Annotated in this window: 25 protein-coding genes; 3 read left to right on the forward strand and 22 right to left on the reverse strand. The window is 39.7% G+C overall.

Annotated elements, in window-relative coordinates; genetic code table 11:
• Positions 1-25 precede the first annotated feature (25 nt).
• The 6 genes from G8O30_RS11380 to G8O30_RS11405 form a co-directional block, all read right to left on the reverse strand.
• Positions 26-1,513, reverse strand: coding sequence for a flagellar hook-associated protein 2 (locus tag G8O30_RS11380; protein ID WP_239672173.1), 1,488 nt, complete (start codon positions 1,511-1,513; stop codon positions 26-28).
• A 19-nt stretch (positions 1,514-1,532) separates the two neighbouring features.
• On the reverse strand, positions 1,533-1,865 hold the full coding sequence (gene flaG, locus G8O30_RS11385; protein WP_239672174.1) for a flagellar protein FlaG: 333 nt from the start codon (positions 1,863-1,865) through the stop codon (positions 1,533-1,535).
• Positions 1,866-1,977: 112 nt separating this feature from the next.
• The gene (locus G8O30_RS11390) at positions 1,978-3,534 is read right to left on the reverse strand and encodes a bifunctional metallophosphatase/5'-nucleotidase (RefSeq protein ID WP_239672175.1); all 1,557 of its coding nucleotides are present in this window, start codon (positions 3,532-3,534) and stop codon (positions 1,978-1,980) included.
• Positions 3,535-3,593: 59 nt separating this feature from the next.
• On the reverse strand, positions 3,594-3,818 hold the full coding sequence (locus tag G8O30_RS11395; protein WP_239672176.1) for a hypothetical protein: 225 nt from the start codon (positions 3,816-3,818) through the stop codon (positions 3,594-3,596).
• A gap of 332 nt (positions 3,819-4,150) precedes the next feature.
• Positions 4,151-4,633 (reverse strand): hypothetical protein, encoded by a 483-nt coding sequence (locus G8O30_RS11400; RefSeq protein WP_239672177.1) that lies wholly within the window; start codon positions 4,631-4,633, stop codon positions 4,151-4,153.
• Between the two features lie 280 nt (positions 4,634-4,913).
• Positions 4,914-6,113, reverse strand: coding sequence for a flagellin N-terminal helical domain-containing protein (locus G8O30_RS11405; RefSeq protein ID WP_239672178.1), 1,200 nt, complete (start codon positions 6,111-6,113; stop codon positions 4,914-4,916).
• A 365-nt stretch (positions 6,114-6,478) separates the two neighbouring features.
• Between G8O30_RS11405 and G8O30_RS11410 the strand changes: the two genes are divergently transcribed.
• Positions 6,479-6,655: a carbon storage regulator gene (locus G8O30_RS11410; RefSeq protein WP_239672179.1), complete on the forward strand. Its 177-nt coding sequence runs from the start codon at positions 6,479-6,481 to the stop codon at positions 6,653-6,655.
• 53 nt (positions 6,656-6,708) lie between these two features.
• Here the strand turns inward: G8O30_RS11410 and G8O30_RS11415 are convergent, their stop codons facing one another.
• The 15 genes from G8O30_RS11415 to G8O30_RS11485 form a co-directional block, all read right to left on the reverse strand.
• The gene (locus tag G8O30_RS11415) at positions 6,709-7,953 is read right to left on the reverse strand and encodes a flagellin N-terminal helical domain-containing protein (protein ID WP_239672180.1); all 1,245 of its coding nucleotides are present in this window, start codon (positions 7,951-7,953) and stop codon (positions 6,709-6,711) included.
• Positions 7,954-8,222: 269 nt separating this feature from the next.
• Positions 8,223-8,453, reverse strand: a complete 231-nt coding sequence (gene csrA, locus G8O30_RS11420; RefSeq protein WP_239672181.1) for a carbon storage regulator CsrA — start codon at positions 8,451-8,453, stop codon at positions 8,223-8,225.
• Between the two features lie 6 nt (positions 8,454-8,459).
• Entirely contained in the window at positions 8,460-8,909 is a 450-nt protein-coding gene (gene fliW, locus G8O30_RS11425; RefSeq protein WP_239672182.1) for a flagellar assembly protein FliW, read from the reverse strand.
• 16 nt (positions 8,910-8,925) lie between these two features.
• A complete protein-coding gene (locus G8O30_RS11430) occupies positions 8,926-9,516 on the reverse strand; it encodes a DUF6470 family protein (protein WP_239672183.1) in 591 nt (196 codons plus the stop codon).
• 102 nt (positions 9,517-9,618) lie between these two features.
• Entirely contained in the window at positions 9,619-10,521 is a 903-nt protein-coding gene (gene flgL, locus G8O30_RS11435) for a flagellar hook-associated protein FlgL (protein WP_239672184.1), read from the reverse strand.
• A gap of 12 nt (positions 10,522-10,533) precedes the next feature.
• Positions 10,534-12,084 carry a flagellar hook-associated protein FlgK gene (flgK, locus tag G8O30_RS11440; RefSeq protein ID WP_239672185.1) on the reverse strand — a complete coding sequence of 517 codons (1,551 nt, stop codon included), beginning with the start codon at positions 12,082-12,084 and terminating at the stop codon, positions 10,534-10,536.
• A gap of 36 nt (positions 12,085-12,120) precedes the next feature.
• Positions 12,121-12,603: a flagellar protein FlgN gene (locus G8O30_RS11445; protein WP_239672186.1), complete on the reverse strand. Its 483-nt coding sequence runs from the start codon at positions 12,601-12,603 to the stop codon at positions 12,121-12,123.
• A 12-nt stretch (positions 12,604-12,615) separates the two neighbouring features.
• Positions 12,616-12,876, reverse strand: coding sequence for a flagellar biosynthesis anti-sigma factor FlgM (flgM, locus tag G8O30_RS11450; RefSeq protein ID WP_239672187.1), 261 nt, complete (start codon positions 12,874-12,876; stop codon positions 12,616-12,618).
• A 144-nt stretch (positions 12,877-13,020) separates the two neighbouring features.
• The gene (locus G8O30_RS11455) at positions 13,021-13,434 is read right to left on the reverse strand and encodes a TIGR03826 family flagellar region protein (protein ID WP_239672188.1); all 414 of its coding nucleotides are present in this window, start codon (positions 13,432-13,434) and stop codon (positions 13,021-13,023) included.
• 27 nt (positions 13,435-13,461) lie between these two features.
• Positions 13,462-13,869 carry a ComF family protein gene (locus tag G8O30_RS11460; RefSeq protein WP_239672189.1) on the reverse strand — a complete coding sequence of 136 codons (408 nt, stop codon included), beginning with the start codon at positions 13,867-13,869 and terminating at the stop codon, positions 13,462-13,464.
• Between the two features lie 284 nt (positions 13,870-14,153).
• The gene (locus G8O30_RS11465; RefSeq protein ID WP_239672190.1) at positions 14,154-15,284 is read right to left on the reverse strand and encodes an ATP-dependent helicase ComFA; all 1,131 of its coding nucleotides are present in this window, start codon (positions 15,282-15,284) and stop codon (positions 14,154-14,156) included.
• 294 nt (positions 15,285-15,578) lie between these two features.
• Entirely contained in the window at positions 15,579-16,427 is an 849-nt protein-coding gene (locus G8O30_RS11470; RefSeq protein ID WP_239672191.1) for a DegV family protein, read from the reverse strand.
• 904 nt (positions 16,428-17,331) lie between these two features.
• Positions 17,332-17,862: a Cif family virulence factor gene (locus G8O30_RS11475; protein ID WP_239672192.1), complete on the reverse strand. Its 531-nt coding sequence runs from the start codon at positions 17,860-17,862 to the stop codon at positions 17,332-17,334.
• 362 nt (positions 17,863-18,224) lie between these two features.
• Positions 18,225-18,905, reverse strand: coding sequence for a response regulator (locus G8O30_RS11480; protein WP_275576485.1), 681 nt, complete (start codon positions 18,903-18,905; stop codon positions 18,225-18,227).
• A gap of 20 nt (positions 18,906-18,925) precedes the next feature.
• Complete coding sequence (locus G8O30_RS11485; RefSeq protein ID WP_239672193.1) at positions 18,926-20,068, reverse strand: sensor histidine kinase; 1,143 nt, start codon at positions 20,066-20,068, stop codon at positions 18,926-18,928.
• 607 nt (positions 20,069-20,675) lie between these two features.
• Between G8O30_RS11485 and G8O30_RS11490 the strand changes: the two genes are divergently transcribed.
• The gene (locus G8O30_RS11490) at positions 20,676-21,320 is read left to right on the forward strand and encodes a YigZ family protein (RefSeq protein ID WP_239672194.1); all 645 of its coding nucleotides are present in this window, start codon (positions 20,676-20,678) and stop codon (positions 21,318-21,320) included.
• 217 nt (positions 21,321-21,537) lie between these two features.
• The gene (locus G8O30_RS11495) at positions 21,538-22,554 is read left to right on the forward strand and encodes an LCP family protein (RefSeq protein ID WP_239672195.1); all 1,017 of its coding nucleotides are present in this window, start codon (positions 21,538-21,540) and stop codon (positions 22,552-22,554) included.
• Between the two features lie 348 nt (positions 22,555-22,902).
• Here the strand turns inward: G8O30_RS11495 and G8O30_RS11500 are convergent, their stop codons facing one another.
• Positions 22,903-23,976 carry an MraY family glycosyltransferase gene (locus G8O30_RS11500; protein ID WP_239672196.1) on the reverse strand — a complete coding sequence of 358 codons (1,074 nt, stop codon included), beginning with the start codon at positions 23,974-23,976 and terminating at the stop codon, positions 22,903-22,905.
• Between the last annotated feature and the right edge of the window lie 91 nt (positions 23,977-24,067).

Genomic DNA, 24,067 nt, shown 5'->3' on the forward strand with positions numbered 1-24,067 from the left:
AATGAGGACACTCCTTTTAATTAAATTACATCATAAATTGCTGCATTAAATAAGCTGACTGGCTGTTTGCACGTTGAATCGCTTTTTCCATCTCACCAAACTGGCGCCAGTAGCGGTCTTCTATCTGTAATAAACGGTCTTCAAAACGCTGAATTTGAGAATCTAATCCAGTTAACGTTCTACCTATTGTAAATGTTGAATTTGTAGAAGTGGATCTACCGGCTTTCTGCTCAATCGTCTTAATCGTCCCTTGAACCGTTTCACGAAGTCTTCTCGCAATTCCTTTTTCATCAAAAGTCGTGCCATCTTTCGCAAACGTTTGATACACCTTATCAGGATCAGCAGAGATTGCTTCTCGTAGTTTTGTCTCGTCGATAATTAACTTACCACCGTCTCGAAAGTTAGGAGAAGTAGTTATACCTAATTCAGCAAGTTGAGCAAACGGGGATCCTCCATTTTTAATTGGAGAATATAGATCCGCTCTCATCTGTGTTAAACCGGAGCGAATAACGGAATCCCCATACATCGTACCTTTTCGAGCTTGCTCATCCCAGCGCTCTGCTTCTTTTTCGGACAACGCTTCTCGCTCTTCGTCCGTTAACGGTTGGAAGTTACGGTTTCGACGTTCATTGATTTTACTGTTAGCATCTTCAATTAACTTATTGTAGTCGTCTACAAACTTCTTCACACTATCAAAAATACTATCAACGTCCGTTGTACTAGAGAAGCTTGTTGTTCCGACACCTTTTAGGTTGAATTCTACTCCGTTGATGGTGAAGGTGTTGGTAGAACGAGATGTAGAAAGACCATTGTAGGTGAATTCTGCATTTTCGCCTACAGTACCATTAGTAGTTGTGTTATAACCGTTTAAACGGAACATTCCTCTAAACTCAGTACCAGTAATAACAATTTCTGCATCTGCTGTAGTATTATTCTCACCAGAGGCACCGATATTTCCGCTATTTTTTGCTGTCAAAGATAAGCGACCTGTTACTTCATCAAAAAACGCTGTTACACCAACATCTTTATTACTATTAATCTTATTGACAATAGTTGAGATGGAATCACCAGCTTTACCTTCAATGGTGATAGCCTCTCCTAAAGTACCATCTTTTTTTATTGCCTGAATCGTAAAATTCTCATCTGCCCCTAAAGTAGTTCCCGCTGCTACCGCTCCTACACTGTTGATAGAAGCCGTTTTTGCTAGTTTTGTTACAGTTATTTCACCGTTAAAATCCGACGTACTACTAACACTTTTAATATTTGCAATAGCACTGTTAGTAGTAGTAATATTCTTCTTCGTATAAGTAGATTGACGCAACACGCCATCAAAAATCGAATTACTAAAATTAAACAAATCGGTATTCAACTTTCGATAATCATCACGTTGCCATTCAAGAAACGTCTTCTGTTGGTTTAACTTGTTTAGAGGCATACGCTCTGCATTCATCAGATCTTTCACTAAAGAATCAATATCCATCCCTGACGCTAATCCACCAATCCTCATGTTCATGCCTTCTTGTCACTCCTTTTTACACCTTTTTGTCCACCAGTAATCCTAAAAAGTCTCTCATGGCAGCGTGAAAGTCTAATAATTTTTTGGAAGGTATCTCTTTTATCACTTCATTTGTCATCGTATTTACCACTGTTACGTAATACTCATTTAAATCTTCATGGAATTGGAATTGTACATTCGTAGACGTTTCTTTTAAAAACTCATTAAACGTCTTTACCGCTTTCTCAACATCTTTTTTTGTACTTTCCACGTTTTGAACATCTTTTACTTGCGGCTCTGTTGTTTGACTAGTTGACTGACTCCGAACAGCGGGTTGAGTTGGTTGATTTGTAGAAACCCGTTCGATCATCTGTTCTGTCTTCCCTTCCCCTTTAATGTTACTCTTTATATCGGTTGGGGAAAGGAATAGTTAACTGCATGTTCAGAAAAACATGGTGTTTGGGAGTGTTCGTTTCTACCATTTATTTTGAAACCACTTGAATTCTATCATCTGTGCTATAGGTGATTGGCTGTGGAAAGGAAGAGATAAACTCCGCTAGCGCTTCGGTGTCTGTAGGTCCAATCGTTTTATCTTTTCCATACTTACCTATGAGCTGGAACATCGGTGCATCTGAGTCAGCCATGAAACTGTTAACGGCTATCGTGTAAGATCTATCCGGTTTAATCCTAGTTCCTTCATTTAATAGAATGGATTCTACTTTTTTAGTTTTATTGTTCCAAGTGTAAGTAAATCCTGCAACACTAAAATCCGGTCCTTTGTTAGGTGTGATTTGTGCATTTAAAATTTCCTGAAGTTCTTTTCCAGTAACCGTTAATTTAACTAAGTTGTTTTGGAAGGGATGGATAGCCAGAATATCTTCATAGGTAACCTTGCCTTTTTTAATAGAGTCACGAATTCCCCCGGAGTTCACCAAGGCGAAATCACTATCCATGACTTGTTTCATGCCGTCTGCAATGAAATTTCCTAATGAACCTCCCACAATATCCTCTGCAGCTTGTCCCACTACTTGGTCTAGTACCTCAGATGATGCCCCTTCATATGATTGGATCATCTTTGTTACAACGGGATCTGGCTTAATTTTTGCTTGATCTACGTATATGACTTCGGCTGATTTCTCCAGCACGTCTCCTGTCAAAGGGTCCAACAGCAATTCAATATCTCCAAAAGCTTTTCCATAATTAAGTGCTTGCACGATTAACTTGTTGTCGACTGTTCCATTAACAACTTGGTGATTGTGCGCTGCTAAAATCACATCTACTTCATCATCAACACCTGTTGCTAAATCAGCAGCTTGTCCAGTAACCACATTTCCGTCTTGCGTTGCAGGCATATGTGCCAAGATGACGATGGCCCTAACACCTTGTTTCTTTAACTCTTTCACAGCTTTGTTTACTTCCGCAGTAGGGTCGGAAAAGTAGAGTCCTTCCACACCACCTTTTGCAACAAGATCTTCGGTATCCTGCGTTATTACTCCAATAAAACCAAGTTTAACTCCTTCAATTTCCGTAACAGCAAAGGGAGGAAATAGCGTTTGTCCAGTTTCTTTCCAAATGCAGTTGGCACAAAGCGTTTCCCAAGCAATGCCTGGGTATGGTTGTTGGTTTTCTCTCGTTAACTCATTACCGCCATAAACCATGCGAAGAAGTTCCAGTACCCCTTTATCAAACTCGTGATTGCCAACTGTGCCGTAGGAGAACCCTAGATAGTTAAAGATTTCAACGGTTGGCTCATCGTGAAAAAGCGCAGAAACAGGTGCACTTGCGCCGATAACGTCGCCAGCTTGAACTTTAATTGTGTGAGCGTTTGGATTTTCGTATGCTTGAAAGTAAGTGGAAAGATAGTCGGCTCTTCCTGCTTTTTGGTTTGGTGGGTTGGAAAATTTATAAGTTTGATTTAGTTTTCCGTGGTAGTCGTTGATGGTGAGGAGTTGGACTTGGATTGGGTCTTTTGGTGGTGTGTCAGTTCTGTATGGTGAAGTGAATAGTGATAATAGAAGTAATAGAGGAATCCAGTTCATGTTGCACTTCCTTTTTAATTAGGTTGTGCTGTGATTAGCTAAATTATGTAAGTTAATCATTACTGAACATGTTTATCTAATTCATTTTGGAGTTGCTCTGCCTTGGTTTGTAGTGATTGAAAAGATTGTTGCAAATGGAGAACTTCATCTTCTGATAGACCATGTTCTGTTCGATAGACTGCTAACTCTTTCATTTCTTGCAGGGTTAACTCTAGCTTAAGCAGAAGCTCTTGGCGTTTTTGGAGGTGTTGGATGGTGTTTTTGTAGAAGTCTAGTTTGCTCATGGTTAAGCTCCTCGTGACATAAGTATAAATTAATAGCAGATATTTTCTTAACTCAAAAGTAATTTAATCCTTAAAATGCAAAAAAATAGTAAAGAAACTTACCTTTCCCTGTGTTTCACATCCATTATCATACTCCTAATTCCGTATGTCTTAAGTACTAAAAATGGGTATAAAATCAAGTGTTATTCATAGTTTTCGGGAACGAAAGTTTGACAAACAGTAGGATGTGATAGGAACCGATAACACGAAGTAAAAATATGGTGGGTGTTTTCACCTTTCCCTTTGTCACAGACAAACCCTGTAACCCACCATTTTCCACATGAATTTAAGTTCTACTCTCTTGTTGAAACTTCACTGATTTTGTCCTGTTGTGATGATGTACCGAAAATGAATTTATACACATCAACAATTAAACTAAGGACTGCTACAATGTAAAAAATATAAGTAATTGAATAATAAGGTGAAAAGAACGGAACATTTTGTGACATTACAGCAAAAACGAATCCAGTAATTAAGCTAAAAATACCTACTTTTCTATTAAAAGAAAATGAAGTTAGGCTAATAAATTTAAGTATACCAATCATTAAGCATAAAAGTGTTACTAAAAAACAAATGGAAATAATTGAATTAATGATAGATAGTTCACCAAATCCAAGGATACCACCTGAAATAAGAAAAATAATACCCGTAACTAGAGTAAAGACACCTATCTTAAAGATTGTTGAACTTGATCTAACACTTATCATAACCTCTTCACGATTTGTAATTCCTAAAGCTACTATAATTATGAAAGATATAAAAAGTATAATCCCCATGCTTTGCTCCTTTATTTTCTACAGTGAATAAAATGTAGAACTCACTTGTACCAAATTATTATGGTTTTTCTCAAATATTATATTCACCACCAAAAACTCTTTTTTTTATGGTGAGAAAACTTTTAAGAGTCATATATTTTGATAAATAGGTTAAATTACCTTTATTTCAATAAAAGAATATAATCTTTTACCTACATATATTTTCAACTACTAGCAAATATTATATAAAAAGCTTAAAGAGACTCTAGCAAAACTAGAGTCCCTTTCAACTAACAAATAATTAACGAAGAAGTTGAAGAACTCCTTGAGGTTGTTGGTTAGCTTGAGCTAACATAGCTTGAGCTGCTTGAGAAAGAATAGAATTCTTTGTTTGAGTCATCATTTCTTTCGCCATGTCAACGTCACGGATACGAGATTCCGCAGCAGTTAGGTTTTCAGAAGCTGTTCCTAAGTTATTAATTGTGTGCTCTAAGCGGTTTTGCATAGCACCTAAATTACTTCTTTGTGAAGATACTTTTTGAATAGCGTTATTCACTGTTTCAATAGCTGTTGCTGCTCCAAACTTACTAGAGATATCAATATCTTTTACGCCTAATGCATCCGCACGCATATCACCAATTGAGATAAACGCAGTTTGCCCAGCGTTTGCACCAATTTGAGTCATAATTGAGCCATCAAGATCAGTACTTGCATCCTCATGCTTACCGAAAACAAGGGTAATACTTTCTCCTACTTTCATATTAGCTTCAAGATCACCAACAGCTAATGTAGTAAGACCACCAGTCAAAATACCTGCCCCAAAAGTTAGAGTATCTTTATCTGTTAGCGTAATATCAGTAGACGTTTGTCCATCTGGACCAACGATCTTGTAGTCACCCGCTGCAAATGTTCCTGGTGTAGTTTGATCAGTTCTAACAATCATATACGCTCCATTTACATTTGATTTTGTAGCATCAGTACCAGCAGCTGTGTTTAAACCATCAATAGCAGCTGAAGTGATTGTGACTCCTGAATTGTTATTTAATGAAACTGTACCTTTTACTGCTTCAGTTACTCCTTTAGCAGAACCATCTAATAATTTTTTTGTATTAAACTCTGTAGTGTTACCAATACGATCAAGTTCTGTTACTAATTGTTTAACTTCAGCCTGTAATTCTTTTCTGTCTGCATCAGTATTTGTATCATTTGCAGATTGAACTGCTAATTCCCTAGCGCGTTGAAGGATAGAATGTGTTTCATTTAAAGCTCCCTCAGCTGTTTGAATTAGAGAAATACTATCTTGTGCATTTTTTCCAGCCATCTCTAAACCACGAATCTGTCCACGCATTTTTTCAGAGATCGCTAGACCAGCAGCATCATCACCTGCACGGTTGATACGAAGACCTGATGATAATTTCTCCATAGATTTAGACTGCATGTTAGAAGCAGCGCTCAATTGACGATGAGTGTTAAGAGCAGCAATATTGTGATTAATACGCATAATAAATTTCCTCCCTGGATTGTAGTGGACTTCCGTTTCCACTGTTTTAGTTTTTTATGATTACGACTACCCGTCCTGCCTAGGATGGACGACGTCGTGAATCTCGAGTGTATGTAGTAAAGAGAAACTTCTTGTTTCTCTTTACTAGCGCCCATTCGAGCTTTTTCTTAGGCATTTGCCCTTCTGACTCTTATATCGGCCTATGGTAAGAAGTGTTTAATAGTTTAATAGAAAATTTTTTTCTGCGAATTTGCTCGAATTTTGTTGAACGATTCTCTATCTATTTTCTACTTTTTGGTATTTACAAAGGAAAATTATCCTATTATACTATTATTCAACAAGACTTCAAGGAGGATATTCCAAAAATGCTTGTAATTGGTCGAAAAGTAAATGAATATGTCGTAATTGATGATAATATTAAAGTTCGTGTTGTAAGGTCGAAAGAAGGTCATTTACGTTTAGCTATTGATGCACCACGCGAGATACCTATTGTTCGTGGAGAACTTTGGGAAAGAGCACAATTAGAAGAACAAGAAGAATAAACAAAAAAACGCCACCAATATAACTCTGGTAGCGTTTTTTTTTGTTTATTTTATTATCGAAGTAATTGTAGAACTCCTTGCGGCTGTTGGTTTGCTTGCGCTAACATTGCTTGAGATGCTTGCGCTAAGATAGAGTTACGAGTTTGCTCCATCATTTCTTTTGCCATGTCTACGTCACGAACACGAGATTCTGCAGCTGTTAAGTTTTCAGAAGAAGTTCCCAAGTTGTTGATTGTGTGCTCTAAACGATTCTGAACAGATCCTAATTTAGAACGTTCTGCGGATACTTTTTGAATAGCTTCATCAATAACTTTAACTGCAGTAGAAGCTTGGCTTTGTGTGCCAACTTGAAGGTTGTTTACTCCTAACGTTGCAGCTCTCATATCTTCAATACCTAGATTCATAGATTGACCAGTGTTTGCACCAATCTGGAATGTAGCAGAACCATTACTACGAGCGTCTTGTGCTTTTGTACCAACTTGGAAGTTTGATAGAACATTAGATGCAGCTTCTTTTCGTGTCCCATCTGCTGCTTTTACTTCAATCGATAAACCATTGATTTGTGCCGCTGTTCCGCCTGCTGCTGCAGTAATGGTTGTTACACCTGCTGCCGTTGCAGCGGAAGCTACGGAAGCATCAGCTGCAATCGCTGCGTTGATATCCGATAAGTCATCAGTTGTAATGTCCGTTACAGAGAAAGTTGCTGTTCGCTGAGTACCGTTTACAGACCAGGTAGCTGTAACCGTGTCTCCGTTCGCAATACCTAAGTTGTTACCGTTAACGTCTACTAGAGCATTTAACGTTGTAGCGTCTGCCATTGCAGCACCTAATGTACCAGAGTTTGTTACGGTACCTGTAGCAACTGCTTGAGCGCTACCAAGGCTACCATTTAATAATTTCTTTGTATTGAATTCTGTTGTATTGGCAATTCTCTCGATTTCTGTACCCAATTGGTTCATTTCATCTTGGATATTCGAACGATCTTGAGAAGTATTTGTGTCGTTTGCAGATTGTACTGCTAGTTCACGCATACGTTGTAGGATTGCGTGAGTTTCGTTTAACGCACCCTCAGCTGTTTGGATAAGGGAAATGCCATCTTGAGAGTTACGTTGCGCTTGATCTAATCCACGAATCTGACCACGCATTTTTTCAGAGATTGCTAGACCTGCAGCATCATCTCCTGCACGGTTAATACGAAGACCAGAAGATAGTTTTTCCATTGATTTACCTTGAGCGTTTGAAGCATAGCTTAATTGACGGTGAGTGTTTAAAGCAGCGATGTTGTGATTGATACGCATGATAGTTTTTCCTCCTTGGAATGTGGTACTTACGTCCTTGTAAGTAATGTTGTTAGCCAAGTAAAGCGGCCGTCCTTACTAGCGGCTACACTATCTATATCGGAGGATTTATGCATGCACTCATGAGGAAAGAGCCTGTTTTGGAGAAGTTGGGCGGTGGGGTGTTGCTCACTTTTCTGTTGCTTCTGCACACTTACTTACTGCTTCTGCTCACTTTTCCTGACTTCCGCCAAAAAACCAAACAAAAAACACTCACCCCACGGCAAGTGTTACTCTTTCTTCTCGTCTTTCGGCAAAACGCTCAGTAAGTCTGCTACTGATAAAGAAGCCTGCGCGTTTTCCTCTTGAATCTGCATATAGATTTCTTTTCGGAATACATCGATACCGCGCGGCGCTTGAATACCGATTTTCACTTGATCGTTCTTCACGTTCATCACCGTGATTTCGATATCATCACCAATTTTAATAGACTCTCCACTTTTTCTCGTTAGAATTAACATCGCACGTTACCCCCTGTTCTCGACTGTCATCGACGTAGGAGCAAGAGGTTGTTTCGTTAAATATGGCGTATCAATCAACACTACTTGTTTTCCAACTTGTTTACGACGGTTGATAATCACTGGCGCCTGCAAGTTCGCAGTCGAAGTCGGGAACGGATTTTTGACTGTTAAGATCGTCCAGATATCAGCGTCTTCCACATTCTCCAACTCTAGTTCTTCTACCACTGTTTTCGGTAAAGTAATATCGTAATCTTGGAAAAATGTAAACGGACTAGATACGATAAAACCAAGTTCTGCTGTTTTCGTAGATTGGAGAATGAAAAATGCCGGGTTGTCCACAACTGGTAAAACGACAAACGATTTTTCTTCTTCAAAGCCCGGAAGACCTTTCGTAAAGGTAACAGTTTGTTCAGGTAGTAACTCTATCTCTCCGTGGTACTTTGTTTCCACTTTCATCCTACTCACCCTTTATTTATATTTGTTGCTCATAGTTTACCCCAACATGACGTAGATTGACAAAGTCGATTTCTAAGGAATTATACCTTTGCATCGCCACTTCTATCTTTCCAGGAGTATAGTCATGTATGGCTTTTTGCGGTCTAGAATTATTGATGACTTTATTTACTTTCCATTGAATATCTACACTACCTGGATCGTAACTTACCTTAACCCCACCAGCTCTAGGAATCCAACCAATGTTAAATTCAGCAGGAGGGTCAAATGCGTTTCTAGCTGGTTGATCAGCTAATGGACTTCCTCCGTTTTCAATCATCATTAATTCATCGCCTTCTTGTGCATTACGAGCGATTCCCTCCATTAAACCTTGTATACCATCTTGTACAAACTCTTCTAATACTTGTGTACGTGTCTTAAAACCAAGGTCGGCTCTAGCTTGAGATTGATCAATGGTCAACGTTGCTCTTTTCCGATTAATCGTCATTTCAGCAGATGGTTGTTGAATATCCAATTCTGCTTTAGGTTGTTCTATTCGTTGTACTGGCGCGGTTCTGTTCAACTGAATTTGTGCAGATGTCGATTGTAAGCGAATTTGTGGAAGTTGCAAATTGTTTTCACCTCTGTTCTTTCTAGTATCGATAGGATATTCAGGCAACCTCACCTAACCAAAACAGGCCATCCAACTTGCTCGTTGGACAGCCCATAGTTGTTAACGTAAGAAGTCCATTAACGTTGGTTGCATGATACGAGCACCTACGCTGAGTGCTGCACGGTGGATACTTTCTTGTGTTTTTAGGTCTGTAATAACACGCTCAATTTCTGCATCTTCGTTGTCTGATAAAACACGTGTAGAAATAACTTCCTGCTGACCTAAGCGATTGTCAACCATTTCTAAACGGTTATAGCGTGCACCAAGCTCTGAACGTTCCGCTTGCAAAGTGGATACAACAGAATCTAGATCTTCTAATAACGTATCCATAGTAGACATATCATCGTTTTCAAACGCTTGTTTAATAGCATTTAAATTACTAAACAAGTCTTGATTAAACGTATTCATTGGATTAACGTTGGCCTTTAAGAATACTCCTTGTGAGACTTCCACATTGTATTCTGAGATAGCCGTATTATTTGTCAAAATATCATTGCTTAACGTTACCGGATTTGTCGTTGTATCCGTGACCACAGGTTTATCGACATTCGTACCATGGAAGATATAACGACCAGCCATTTTTGTGTTTGCAATCTGAGCGATATCTTGCTCTATCTGCTCTATCTCTTTTGCAATGACACTTCGATCTTCTGCCGTTAAGGTTCCGTTTTTCCCTTGAATAACTAACTCACGTACACGCTCTAATCCGTTTGTCGCTTGTTCAATCCCCGCTTCCGAATTCTCCATCCACATATATAACTCTGACAGATTACGTTTAAATTGATCTACCTCTGCCAAATTCGAACGGTAAAACATCCCTTTCATTGCGACAACAGGATCATCGGAGGGACGATTAATTTTCTTACCTGTAGCTAATTGCTCTTGTAAGGTACCCATACGACCGTAAGATGTATTTAAATTTCGTAATGACTGTGTGGAAAGCATACTTTGTGTTATGCGCATTTCTTATCCCTCCTATCTTCCTACTGTGCCCATACCGTTAATTACTCGGTCGAGTAACTCATCTTGTAAGGTGATCATTCTAGCTGCAGCATTATATGCATGTTGAAATTGAATCATATTAGTCATTTCTTCGTCTAACGATACGGAGCTAACTGCTTGGCGACGCTCATCAACGGATAATTTCAATTGACTAGTATTCGTTGCAAGTCTTACCGCATTCTGCGAAGATACTGCCATTTCTCCGATAACAGACTCAAAGTGACTACGGAAAGTAGCATTGTTCACGCCATCATAAGCTAACTTATCTACATTAATGACATTCGCTAGTAATTGGACATTATCTGGGTTACCTAAAGTAGGATTAGTGGCTGTTGCTGTGGCGATGTTAGCTAAGTCCGATACAATATCTTGTGAGATTTTGATTCTACTAGCAAACCCTTCTTGAGTGGCAGAAGCAAAGTCATTCGTAACATCATCAACAAAGAATTGAATAGGATCAGTTGTTCCATTGTTGATTTCGTTCGGACTTAACCCATCTGCATGTACCTGATTAAACTTTTGGGCAAATACATAGGCCATCGCATCTAACTCGCTTAGCATTTTTGTATAGTCACCAGTGACTCCAGTTCCTTCTACATAGCCGTACGATTCCATGAGTGCTTGTACTTTTCCTGTTGATTTGAAGTTTGCCGCATCAATAGTAAGGGATCCTAATTGCAAGCTCTCAACTGCTTGTGCACCAGTTGTTTGGTAGTTCACACTTAATGTGTTGTATCCGCCTTTTCCGACAAGTGTGGCACTCGGTGTTAAACCATCCCCTGTCAAACGGACAATTGCTCTTCCTTCTGCCAAATTACTAGATTGTCCACCGTTAGATTCATATGTTACTTGCACATTAATCATGGAAGATAATTCATCTATTAAGCGATCACGCTCATCATACAAGTCGTTTGGCAAGTATCCATGTGGCTCCACATCTGCAATCTGCTCATTTACATTATGAATTTGTTGCATTAAAGAGTTTACTTGTTTCACGGAAACATCTAATTCATTACGCATATCGGTCCGTACAGATGTCAAAGTAGAAGATAAGTAGTTAAACGTCTCCGCTAACGCAATACCACGTTGACGTACAACCGAACGTGCACCTTCGTTTGTTGGGTTAACTGCTAAATCTTGTAGTGACTCCCAGAACTGATCCATCGTACGAGAAAGTCCCGCTTCCGATGGTTCGTTCATGACTTCTTCCATCTTTTTATACGATTGCATCTTTGTTTCCCAATATCCTAGTTTGTTAGATTCTCCGCGATATTGTGTATCTAAGAAAGCCTCACGCACACGCTGAATTGACCCCGCTTCCACCCCAGTTCCAACTTGCCCTGGTATGTTAGGACGGTTAATCGCTGCGTTTGGATACGGTTCCGTCTGTTGAAAGTTCGCACGCTGACGCGTATAGCCAGGTGTGTTGGCATTAGCAATGTTGTGGCCAGTTACCTTTAACGCTCCTTGTTGAGTGAACATGGCACGACGAGCGGTTTCTAAACCTGAAAATGTAGATCGCATATGGTACCTCCATGTAGTTTGGAATGCTGAATCAACTTACGCTTGAGAATCAAAGAGAGACTTACGTTTAGAAGGCTGATTTTGCACGTCTTTACTGTACGTCGCTTGCGTTTCCTTAGGGTCTAGAATATCTAAATTCATGTTGATAAACTGCAAAGATTGATAGAGTAATTGTTGGTTTAACTCATTTTGCCGCTTTATCTTCTCTGTCACGTCCAGAATCTTTTGACGAACTTCTACTAATTTTTCTGCAACCGGAGACGCAGACGCTTTGATGCACTCTGTGATGGTTACCGGTTGAGTACCTGGAACATTTAGTAGTTCAGCTGCTTCCTTTTGTCTTTGCTTTTCAAGCGTATTGATTGCCGAGATGTATTTTTGTTCGTCTTTTAAAAGTTGTTGTAGAGACTCCAAATCCCCTTGCTTGACAATACTTGCTTTTTTCTCCGCTAATGCATGCAAGTGGGTGTGAAGTGTATAAAGCTGTTCTAGTGTCAAGACAAGTTTTGATTGAGTCATTGTACTACTCCTTTATTTTTGGAAATAATTCTTCATCGCTTTCGCAATTAGTTGTGGGTCTGGCTTATAAGTACCGTTTTCCACTTGAATTTTTAAATCATCCACTTTCTTTTGACGATCAGAAATCCAATTATTCGTTTGTTGCATCTCTTTCGCAGTAGTCGATATCTCTATCTTATCCGTTTGCTTTGGCTTTGCTTTTGCAGCATCTAATTTATTTATCTGGCGTTGATAAGGGTTCATTCCCGCGCCATTTGTATGATTAATTTTCATCTTTTCGCCTCACTTTCGTCCCGAAAAAATCAGTCTATGGTTATTATCGGATTAAAACGACGTTCGTTTAGTGTTCCTTGTGCAGTATTCTAAAATAGTTATAAAGTTTGATAATAGAAAAGCACACCAAGGAGTCAGTGTGCTTTATTTATTACGATCAGTTGTATAATAAGTCTTCTGATTAGCTTTTAATTTCGCTTGGTATTCTTCTTCTTTTGCAACATGCGCTAAATCTGTTCGGATGCTTCCGATGCATGTACTACAAAGCTTTCCTTCTCGAATAATTGTACCACATTTATCACACGGGTACCCTAATCCAGGGAACTGTGCTGAATGCAATCTTTTTTTACGAACCCACTTATGAATCAACTCTTCGCTTACACCAGTATGAGTCACAACCGTTTCAATCGTTGCAGCTCGATTCTCACGCTTTCTCATAAACGTGTACACCGTATCGAACTTCATTTCCTCTTCTTTATAACAGTTGTTACACACTTCCCGCACAGCATTTTTAATATATAACGTGCCACAAGCGGAACAATTCGTTAAATCCCCCATGTCCTACTCCTCCTGAATAATACTATCCTACCCCCGCCATACCGTTAAGCTTTGCACTTCTTTTGCTCCACGACCTCGCAACACAGAAGCAGCATGCGCGACGGTAGTTCCTGTAGTATATATATCGTCTATCAAGAGGATTCTTTTACCTTCTAATATGTTTTCACTCGATTTCCAATAAAATGGATTTGGTGTCTCCAGTCGTTCTTTTTTCGTTTTCTTTGATTGCTTCTCTTGATGATGTTTACCTAAGCAAGGATGAATTTCCACACTCGCCGGTATTAACTCCTCTACAATATTGCATCCTCGCTCACTTAATCGCTCCGCTGACGCTGGAATTGGAACAACCAAGTCCATCTTACTCTCCTTAATAGCTCGTTGGACGGAAGCATGAAATATGGTGGCAATTATGATATCCCCGCGAAATTTCAACATGGTCACCCATTCCTTCATTCCTGGTGTGTAGCTATAGAGCGATGTATTTGATAGGACTGGTCGACTCGCACCACACTCCACACACAAGGATGCAGTCTTTTCTTTCAGTAACTTGCCACATCCCTGACAAGTGTGAGCTCCCCGCAAATTCGCTTCTCGTAGGATGTCCTCACACTTTTCACATAACAACGATTCCTCTTGTAGTGTCAGCACTGTACCCCAGTCAAACGTCGGTGGACTCCACTCCGAACAACATCGGCATCTGATATATCCAAGAAGCTGCCTCATTTTAGTAACCCTCGCTCTTTCGCCAGCGCATTCATTTTCTCAATGTGTTGCTTTGCTTGGACCATCGCGATAGATTTACCAAAGTGAAAAAGACGACACTCTCCAGTTGGATGATCTGCTTTTCGACCAACTCGGCCAGCAATCTGGACTAGCGCTGCTTCCGTGAATATGGGGGATTCCGCACCAATAACTGCCACGTCGACCCGTGGGATGGTCACGCCTCTTTCTAAGATCGTGGTGGTTAAAAGGAGTTGGGTGTCGTTGGTACGTAAGTCTGCAACTTTCTCTTTTCTAGTGGGGTCTTGGGAGTGTACTCCTTGAATGGGTATCGGAAAGCGTTTTTGGATAAGTGGGAGTGCTTGTTCTAGTGTGGTGATGGAAGGGAAAAACAGGAGCATAGGTGTATTGGTATCGATTCGTTTTTTGATCCATTTGATTAAAGGTCGTGGGATTTTGCTTTTTTGGAATGTATTCTGCCATCTACCAATCCATGTAAACGTCGGAACTGGAATTGGGTGGCCGTGGTATCTAGCTGGGATAAGGACGTGGTTGCGTGTTCCTTTTTGGCACTCTCTTTTCCACTTAGCAGATGGCGTGGCCGATAACCATGCGATGGCGGAAGATTTTTTTCGTGCATTTTCTACCGCTCTTTGGAGAGATTCATCCATGGTGTAAGGAAAGGCATCCACTTCGTCTACGATCATGAAATCAAAGGCTTGGTGATAACGGAGCAGTTGGTGAGTGGTGGCGAGGACAAGCGGAGCCCACATGTCTCGATCTTCGGTGCCACCGTATAGGACGGCAATCGGCGTGTTAGGAAAGACTTCCTTTAAACGCGGAGCTAATTCTAGTATTACGTCTGTTCGTGGAGTTGTGAGGCATACTCGTTTTCCATGTTGGAGAGCTTGGTGAATGGCTTCGAAGAGAAGTTCTGTTTTTCCGGCACCACACACAGCCCAAACAAGTAAGGAGTCATTTTGTTGCATCGTTTCTACTATTTTTGTGGAGGCTGGTTGTTGTGCATTGGATAGTGTTCCATTCCAAGTGAGCGTGTGGTTGCCGGGTTCGGTAACGGGTGACGGTCCTGTCCAAGTGAAGAGTTTTTCGGTGCTGGTTATGCGACCCATTTGGATACACTTTCGGCAGTAGATGGCGGCTTGATCGGAGTTACGTAGGGTGGTGAGGCCAAATAAAGTTGGATCGGCGTTGCCGCATCTTTGGCAACCTTGGTCGGTGACGGCTGGGGTTGAATGTACGTGGGGATGATTGGTTAGCTGTTCTTCGGTAAAGTTTGCACATTCGGTTAGTGTTAATTTTCGTCCATCTAAATGGCTGGCGATTGGGTCCTGCATGGATTATCACTCCTAAAATGAAATAGAGCTGCCTCTAGATTCTCACTAAAGGCAGCTCATCATGTCCATTTATTCTGCTTTTACCCAAGACATTCCAAGAGATCCCTCTCCTAAATGCGTGCCGATAACTGGTCCGAAGTAACTGACCATCCACTCGACATTTGGATATTTTGCTTCTAATTCATTTTTCCACTCTACCGCTTCCTCTTCACGATTTGCATGGATGATACAAGCTTTGAAGCGCTCGCCTGTGTGAATATCGTTTTGAAGCAACTCTTCAATACGTTTCAACGCTTTTTTCTTCGTACGAATTTTTTCAAACGGTACGATTACTTTTTCTTGGAAGTGAAGTAACGGTTTTACCTGTAACAGGCTTCCGATAAATGCTTGCGCACTGGAAAGGCGGCCTCCACGTTGCAAGTGGGATAAGTCGTCTACCATAAAGTAAGCGCGTAAGCTTTTCTTCATCTCTTTTAATTTTTCTAGAATAATTTCTGCTGTCTGACCATTTTGTGCCATTTCTGCCGCTTCTAATACGTAGAAACCTTGTGGCATACAGCTAATTTCCGAGTCGAAAGCAACCGTTTCAATACCTTCTACCATGTCTCCAGCCGAGACAACACTTTGATACGTGCCACTGATTCCGCTAGAAAGGAGGATAGAAATAACATGTGTATATCCTTGATCACGAAGGTTTTCAAACAGCTGTACGAATTCTCCGATAGGTGGCTGGGAAGTAGTTGGCAGTTGTTCGCTGGTACGAACTACTTCGTAAAACTCTTGGTACGTAACGTCGATTTCTTCACGGTACGTTTCGCCACCCATAATAACGCTAAGGGGTACCATATGAATCCCTAACGATTCGCGCATTGCTTGTGGAATATACGACGTACTATCCGTCACAATTGCTATTTTCATAAAGTAACCCATCCTTATCTCGATTTATTTGTCAGAGCTCCCATAGCTCGTCTACTAATATTCATATCTTCCATTTTATATGAAAAGACCTACGATTGCATAGTGGTAGGTTTTTATTATGTGATTTTTGTGTTCGACAGGTTTTGCGTGAGGGAGGTGGGGCTAATTCTCTTCTAGCAAGGGGATTTCCTTTGCTTCGTGAGTTTAAAGACCTCTTATTCTCTCCTAGCAACGAGATTTCCCTTGCTTCGTGAGTTTTAGAGCCTCTTATTCTCTCCTAGCAAGGGGGTTTCCTTCGCTTCGTGAGTTTAAAGACCTCTTATTCTCTCCTAGCAGCGAGATTTCCTTCGCTTCGGGAGTTTAAAGCCCTCTTATTCTCTCCTAGCAACGGGGTTTCCTTCGCTTCGGGAGTTTTAGAGCCTCTTATTCTCTCCTAGCAACGAGATTTCCTTCGCTTTGGGAGTTTTAGGGCCTCTTATTCTCTCCTAGCAACGGATCTTCCCTCGCTTCATGAGTTTAAAGACCTCTTATTCTCTCCTAGCAGCGAGATGTCCCTTGCTTCGTGAGTTTTAGAGCCCTTTATTCTCTTCTAACGACGAGATTCTTTTCTCCAGATGAGTATAGAACCCCTCTATTCTCTTCTCAACGCAAAATTCCGCTCCCCAGATGAATATAGAACGCCTCTATTCTCTTCTCACCGCAAAATTCCGCTCCCCAGATGAGTATAGAACCTGTCTATTCTCTCCTCACCACAAAATTCCGCTCCCCAGATGAGTATAGAACGCCTCTATTCTCTCCTCACGGCAAAATTCCGCTCCCCAGATGAGTTTAGCCACTCAAATCCCTAAATCCACGCGCGCGCAAACACAAAAAGGCCCCTGCACCAACAAGGACCGGCTCGCAATCATTGTTCTCTTTGCTCCATTGCAAATGTTTGAATAATGTTCCACTCGTTATCTTCTTTACGAAGCATCACTACTTGATTCGAAAGGTCTTCCAAAGGCTCCATGCTCTCGTTTCCAGCTTCTTTCACAGAAGTTTTCGTACGAATATGCACGGTTGCCGTTTGTTCCGCTTCATTGTATTCAATGATCGTTTTAGTTTCCATGTCCATCGTCATGTCATACGCTTTGAACATCGATTGGACAAAATCTCTTTCCTCATTATAGTCAAAAGATAGAGGGTCCTTTGAAATTGTCTCCATATAAGCATCAATATCTTTGGCGTTAAAAGCTGCTTCCTGTGCTTCTAAAGTCTGGATGACTGCTTGCTTGTCCACATCAGAGATATTTTTAGCTTCCGTTAATTCACGTGGCTCTTGATTTGCTTGTTCTTGAGTAACTGGCTTTACTGCAGAAGTGTCTTCTTTCGATTGGCATCCATATAAACTAATGGCCATAACGACACTCGCTCCTGCAACTAGTAGGCTTTTCATCTCTATCCGCCCTTTCCTTCGTCCATCTTATTGTAAAAAAACAATGAAGGAAATACAAGTGAATAGAGACGCATCCTACAATTCTTTCAACACACCTTCAATTAAGTCTAGTAAACTTCGGATATTAGCAAAACTTAAATCTTCTATATCAACGGAAAACTTCTCCCAAAGCTCCATCAACTCTACCACCTCCTATTGGATGCTATCTTATTCAGTAGCTACTCCATAGTGCGGGCTTGAAGTGTTTTGCTTGTAGTAAGGATACTCATCTAAGTACAGACCGCATCACGCGGTCAACGATGAGTTGTTACTGGTCACGTAACAAAAAGAGCCGCCCAAAAAACTCGGACGACTCTACCATATTATCTAACTTCCACCCAGCCATTTTTAATCGCTTGTACTACGGCTTGTGTGCGGTCATTTACATTTAGTTTCTGTAGAATATTACTTACATGGTTCTTAACAGTTTTCTCACTGATAAACAGCTCATCTCCAATAGTTCGGTTACTGCAACCATCAGCTAACAGTTGAAGCACCTCACACTCACGGCGTGTTAACAGGTGAAGTGGACGACGAATTTCTGGCTGAACGTATCCAGTAGAATTGTCTTCATCACTTGCTAAACGACGGTAGTCTTTTACTAAATTCTTCGTTACTTTTGGATGAAGATAAGATCCACCTGCAGCAACAATTTTCACAGCGTCAATAAGCTCATTAGAATCCATTTCTTTTAGCATGTATCCGATAGCACCCGTTTTCAGTGCATGCGTTACATAGTTTTCATCGTCATGAATGGATAGAATCATGATTTTTGTATCTGGGAATTTATCAGCTAGCTCTTTCGTTGCTTCAATTCCGTTTATGTTAGGCATGTTAATGTCCATTAGAACGACGTCTGGTTGGTGTTGCTCTACTAACTCAGTAGCCTCCGTACCATCGTCGCCTTCTGCCACCACTTTAAATGTTTCTTCAAATTCTAAAATTCGCTTTACTCCTTCGCGAAATAACTGATGATCATCGATAATTACGATTTTTGTCATCATCGTCGCCTCCTTAGCTCACCTTAACTTGATAGAGGAACTTGTATCATTACAATCGTTCCTTCTCCTAATTTTGAATCAATAGATAACTCGCCGTTTAATAGATCGACACGCTCTTTCATCCCCATTAATCCGAACGAACCTTCTTTTTTCTGCGTTTGGTCGAAACCTACGCCGTTGTCTTTTACCACAACTTGTACAACATCTCGTTTTAATTCCAGCTTCACATGAATCTCTCTTGCTTTCGCATGCTTTAAGGAATTTTGAACGGACTCCTGTATTAAACGGAACAACGCTACTTCATGCTTTGGTGGAAGTCGTTTAATCTCTCCAAAGTTAACGAAGTGAATTTGTGTTTTTTCATTATATTCTTGCGTTGTTTCTAGGTATTTTTTTAACGTTGGTACTAGACCTAGATCATCTAGAGCCATTGGACGTAAATCATAAATTATTCTACGGACTTCATACAATGCGCTTCTCACCATTTGCTTTAAGCTTCGAATTTCCCCAAAAGCCGCATCCGATCCTCTTTCTCGGTATACTCTTTCAATTAAATCAGATCTCATTAAGACATTAGCAAGCATCTGTGCGGGTCCATCATGAATTTCTCTTGAAAGTTTTCTTCTTTCTTCTTCTTGTGCTTCAATAATCTTCAATCCAAAATCCTGTTTTTGCTTGGCATCCTCTAATGCTTCTCCAACTTGCTTTAAATCTGTCACAAGATAATTCAGTACAACAGATATTTGCGAAACAAGCCGGTCTGCTCGATCGATGGTTTCTTGCAACGTGATCATCCTACGCTCTAGGTCATCTCGACGTTGGCGTAATTGATGCTCTTTTTGTGCATTGACCGTTAACTTCATTTGAAAGTCATGGGCCTTTTCATAGGCATCACGAATTTGATCTTCAGAATAAGTTTTAAAGTGTTGACTGACTTCTGCTAATCGTTTTCTTGCAAAGCGGTATTTTATATCCAGGTCGTCGTTTTCATCAATCACTTCTTTTACTTGTCGACGAATCTCATCAAGTTCTTCCGTTAACGAAAGAAAATCTTTTCGACATTGTTCACCTATAGTAAAAATTTCATCTTTGCTTCGATCAACTGTCGATACCATCGTTTCAAGGATATGATCCAAAGCACCTGGATTTATTGTTTTTGCATTCATATTTTCATCCTCCAAGGGATTCCCCTTTTTTGGCATAATTCATTCTACCGTGAAAATTTTAAAATGACTATTATGACCATCACGAATAAATAAAATTAGTTCTTATGACCGTTTTATCTTTTGCTTAAATCCCCTTCATCATGTGTCTATTGTCACAGGAAGTAGGAAATAAGGTCGAAATAAAAGTCTCATATTCAAACTTTTTTCTTATCCAAGTCTTTGTTATAGGCATTTCGGAAGAACTACATTTCGGTAAAAACAGAATAATGATTCGACGTCCCTCATTATACCATGTCATTCCATGTCGAATATTATATTACTCTAACAATCAGATAACATTCCAGCGTGTAATGTAGTCATTCTGTAATAAAATTCGGTACTTACAAGCTTTTTATGTCCGTCTCACTGTTTATGTAAAACCTATTATATGACAAAGTTCTCCAATTGTAGTTAACTCATCCTTTGCATCTAGATAGATGTCCTCTATACTATTTTAGAGAGAAATCGTAGAATGTAGGTCTATTTTACAGGGACCTTTGTTACATTTTCGTAACCTCATTGTAACAGTTTTGATAAAGTCCATCACCAAGAAAGGATGTCTATTAGCATGTTAAATACCTATAAAACAGTCAAAATCAGCGACGAAGTTTCCGAACTAATAATCGAGAGATCGCAATTTCTAACTCATACCAAACGCGTGACTTCTGAAGAGGAAGCTCAAGCTTTTATACAAGAAATAAAAAAGAAACACAAAACAGCAAACCATAATTGTTCTGCTTATATGATCGGAGAACACAATCAGATTCAAAAAGCCAATGATGACGGTGAACCAACAGGTACAGCGGGTGTGCCAATGTTAGAGGTCTTGAAGAAGAGAGATGTAAAGGACACAGCAGTCGTGGTTACTCGATACTTTGGTGGTGTTAAATTAGGTGCTGGAGGATTAATCCGTGCTTACAGTAAAGCTACAAGTGAAGGTCTAAACGAAATCGGTGTAGTGGAACGGACATTAATGCAAGTGATGACTACCGTCGTTGATTACACATGGCTCGGCAAATTAGAGAATGAGCTTCGACAAAGTCCCTATGATGTGAAGTCCATCGACTATTTAGACTTGGTCCATGTGCATACCTTTGTTCCAACAACAGAGATGGAGTCTTTTACAGAGTGGATGACAGAACTGACAAATGGACAAGGCGAAATTCGTACTGGAGAAACGGTTTATCATGAGAAGCTTCTGCCGAAAGTTTAAATGTCTGGTAACACTTACCTTGTAACTTTCCATATGTAACACCGTCAAATGTACGAGAGTCTACCTTTGAAATATTTGTAATATTTTCAAGTATCTCTTTAGCTTTTGATTGTCGAAAGAAGTAAGAACGTGTAAAATGGTGGTTAGCGCATTAGTTTGTGCTTCTTTTATATTTGCCTTTAATTGAAAATTATTATAATAGACAGGGGTTTTATATATGGATCGTTATCAAAGGAAGAAACTCCGCAGTAAACGAAAGAAACGCAGACTGTTTTGGTTTCTTGTTTTTCCTTTATTATTAGTACTAGGAGCAGGCGGAGCGTACGCAGGTAAGTTGTATTTTGATGCCAAAGGTGCTTTAGAGGGTACCTTTCAACCTATTGATCGTAATGGCTCAGATCAACGTGATAAGACAGTTGAAATTAAAAAAGATCATTTCTCCGTGTTAATCATAGGTGTAGACGACTCGGAAAAACGCGAATTTGGTTCAAACTCTAGGTCCGATGCGCTAATGTTAGCTACTGTTAATCAAGAAGACAAATCTGTGAAATTAACTAGTATCCCACGTGACTCTTACGTATATATTCCAGAAGTAGGTTATGAAACACGTATTAACGCAGCACACGCGCACGGTGGACCAAAAGCTACTATTGAAACTGTAGAAGAGCTACTAGATGTACCGGTTGATTATTATGTATCTTTAAACTTCCATGCTTTCATTGAAGTTATTGACGCTTTAAACGGTGTCGAAATAGATGTACCTTACAGCTTTTCTGAACAAGATTCAAATGATGTGCAAGGTGCTATTCAATTAGAAAAAGGGGTACAAATGTTAAATGGTGAAGAAGCATTAGCATTTGCAAGAACTCGTAAAATGGATAGCGATGTTTATCGTGGAATGAGGCAACAAGAAGTTATTAAAGCGATTGTGAAACGCGCAGCCTCTATACAATCGATTGGCCGTTATGATGATGTACTTGATTCTATCGGTAACAATATGAAAACGGATTTATCATTTGATGAAATGCGTTACCTTGCTGAATTTGGTATTAAACAACCAAGTATTGATACTAATTCTTTAGCAGGGAGAGACTCTGAGCCTGGTGGAGCTTACTATTATTACCTTGATGAAACTGCGTTAGCAAATTTACGTATAGAATTAAAACGTCATTTAGGTTTAGTGGAAGATACAACAGGTAACGCAACAGAGCAAGCAGCTTCAGATGAAAATTGATCAAAACTTCGCCAAAGATACTTGGCGAAGTTTTTTTATGGTTTAGACATATATGTCTCCTGGTTAGGATTTTAACAAAAGACCAAATATGTATACCTTGTATACGAGCCTACCTTCTTCTCTTCTACCACTTCACACTCCCTCAACTTCGTTAGGGCGATGTTACACCTTCTCTTCTACCTTTCCAGACTTTCTCAGCTTCGTTCGAACATTGATAAAAGATTCTAGCAGTTCTAATCAGTTAGATGTCATCATAATTAACTCACTTTAGCCTCTACCATGAACTAGATGAGTGAGGTTTAAATTTAATTATATAAAAAACCACCTCCTATAGGAAGTGGCTAGCTATTATTCATTTCGCTCTTGCATGTTCCATTTCGAACGAACGAAGTTAATAATTGGTTTGTAATCTTTATTAACAAGTCCTATTGCTTCAACAATTAGTTCAACTGCTAGCAATACAATAGTGATTACAATAATTGCTCCCCACTGAGTCGACATGGAGAAAATAAGTGCGGCTAAACCAAATAAAGAAGCTAGAGCATAAATGATTAGCACTGTTTGTTGATGCGAGAAGCCCAATCTTAGCAAGCAATGATGCAAGTGCGATTTATCCGGTGCAGATAGTGGTTGCTTATTCACTAAGCGACGAATAATAGCAAAGATTGTGTCAGAGATAGGTACACCTAGAATAATAATTGGGATAACAAGGGAAATTAATGTTACGTTTTTGAATCCCATTAAAGAAAGTACCGATATCATAAAACCTAGGAATAATGCTCCTGTATCCCCCATGAAAATTTGAGCTGGGTGAAAGTTATAACGTAGAAATCCTAATATACTTACTAATAGGATGGCACCAACTGTTGCAACAAAGAAATCACCTTTGATAAATGCCATACCTGAAATAGTAATTAAAGCAATTGAAGATACACCAGCTGCTAGTCCATCTAACCCATCTATTAGGTTAATTGCGTTCGTAATAGCAATTATCCAGATGATTGTTAACGGGATGCTAAAATATCCAAATTCAACGGTACCTCCAAATGGTAAGTTAATGAAATTAACTTGTACATTCCCAAGAATTACCACTATCGCTGCCGCTGAAATTTGACCTGCTAGCTTTAGCTTAGGGGATAATTCAAAGCGGTCATCAAAAGCGCCTGTTAGGATGATAATGAAAGCACCTACGATAATCCACCAAGAAGATGCTTGAGTATCCTCAGGTCGGCTAATCACAAAACCTATCAGAAACGCTAAAAATATTGCTAAACCACCCATTCGGGGCATAATTTTTTGATGAACTTTACGGTAATTAGGTTTATCTGTTGCACCAATGGCAATGGCAAATTTCTTTACATAAGGTGTTAAATATAACGCACTTAAAAATGTAACTATTAACGTCAATATTATAAGAAGCATGGACATCCTCCTTGTTTCTATCTTGCCCAATATCATTTTTTGTAAATAACCAATATTTTGTAGAATCTTGTAGAATAGTAATCTAAAATCT

It is taken from the genome of Mangrovibacillus cuniculi (assembly GCF_015482585.1).
GTDB classification, from domain to species: domain Bacteria; phylum Bacillota; class Bacilli; order Bacillales; family R1DC41; genus Mangrovibacillus; species Mangrovibacillus cuniculi.

Excerpts from the sequence above, each read along its gene's own strand:
- G8O30_RS11470 (WP_239672191.1), bottom strand. The coding sequence starts at position 16,427 with ATGAAAATAGCAATTGTGACGGATAGTACGTCGTATATTCCACAAGCA.
- G8O30_RS11380 (WP_239672173.1), bottom strand. The coding sequence starts at position 1,513 with ATGAACATGAGGATTGGTGGATTAGCGTCAGGGATGGATATTGATTCT.
- G8O30_RS11405 (WP_239672178.1), bottom strand. The coding sequence starts at position 6,113 with ATGCGTATTAATCACAATATTGCTGCTCTTAACACTCATCGTCAATTG.
- G8O30_RS11415 (WP_239672180.1), bottom strand. The coding sequence starts at position 7,953 with ATGCGTATCAATCACAACATCGCTGCTTTAAACACTCACCGTCAATTA.
- G8O30_RS11445 (WP_239672186.1), bottom strand. The coding sequence starts at position 12,603 with ATGACTCAATCAAAACTTGTCTTGACACTAGAACAGCTTTATACACTT.
- G8O30_RS11485 (WP_239672193.1), bottom strand. The coding sequence starts at position 20,068 with ATGAATGCAAAAACAATAAATCCAGGTGCTTTGGATCATATCCTTGAA.
- G8O30_RS11410 (WP_239672179.1), top strand. The coding sequence starts at position 6,479 with ATGCTTGTAATTGGTCGAAAAGTAAATGAATATGTCGTAATTGATGAT.
- flgL (WP_239672184.1), bottom strand. The coding sequence starts at position 10,521 with ATGCGCATAACACAAAGTATGCTTTCCACACAGTCATTACGAAATTTA.
- flaG (WP_239672174.1), bottom strand. The coding sequence starts at position 1,865 with ATGATCGAACGGGTTTCTACAAATCAACCAACTCAACCCGCTGTTCGG.
- G8O30_RS11460 (WP_239672189.1), bottom strand. The coding sequence starts at position 13,869 with ATGTTGAAATTTCGCGGGGATATCATAATTGCCACCATATTTCATGCT.
- G8O30_RS11480 (WP_275576485.1), bottom strand. The coding sequence starts at position 18,905 with ATGATGACAAAAATCGTAATTATCGATGATCATCAGTTATTTCGCGAA.
- G8O30_RS11395 (WP_239672176.1), bottom strand. The coding sequence starts at position 3,818 with ATGAGCAAACTAGACTTCTACAAAAACACCATCCAACACCTCCAAAAA.
- fliW (WP_239672182.1), bottom strand. The coding sequence starts at position 8,909 with ATGAAAGTGGAAACAAAGTACCACGGAGAGATAGAGTTACTACCTGAA.
- G8O30_RS11475 (WP_239672192.1), bottom strand. The coding sequence starts at position 17,862 with ATGAAAAGCCTACTAGTTGCAGGAGCGAGTGTCGTTATGGCCATTAGT.
- flgM (WP_239672187.1), bottom strand. The coding sequence starts at position 12,876 with ATGAAAATTAATCATACAAATGGCGCGGGAATGAACCCTTATCAACGC.
- G8O30_RS11500 (WP_239672196.1), bottom strand. The coding sequence starts at position 23,976 with ATGCTTCTTATAATATTGACGTTAATAGTTACATTTTTAAGTGCGTTA.
- flgK (WP_239672185.1), bottom strand. The coding sequence starts at position 12,084 with ATGCGATCTACATTTTCAGGTTTAGAAACCGCTCGTCGTGCCATGTTC.
- G8O30_RS11400 (WP_239672177.1), bottom strand. The coding sequence starts at position 4,633 with ATGGGGATTATACTTTTTATATCTTTCATAATTATAGTAGCTTTAGGA.
- G8O30_RS11465 (WP_239672190.1), bottom strand. The coding sequence starts at position 15,284 with ATGGGTCGCATAACCAGCACCGAAAAACTCTTCACTTGGACAGGACCG.
- G8O30_RS11390 (WP_239672175.1), bottom strand. The coding sequence starts at position 3,534 with ATGAACTGGATTCCTCTATTACTTCTATTATCACTATTCACTTCACCA.
- G8O30_RS11455 (WP_239672188.1), bottom strand. The coding sequence starts at position 13,434 with ATGGGGGATTTAACGAATTGTTCCGCTTGTGGCACGTTATATATTAAA.
- csrA (WP_239672181.1), bottom strand. The coding sequence starts at position 8,453 with ATGTTAATTCTAACGAGAAAAAGTGGAGAGTCTATTAAAATTGGTGAT.
- G8O30_RS11490 (WP_239672194.1), top strand. The coding sequence starts at position 20,676 with ATGTTAAATACCTATAAAACAGTCAAAATCAGCGACGAAGTTTCCGAA.
- G8O30_RS11495 (WP_239672195.1), top strand. The coding sequence starts at position 21,538 with ATGGATCGTTATCAAAGGAAGAAACTCCGCAGTAAACGAAAGAAACGC.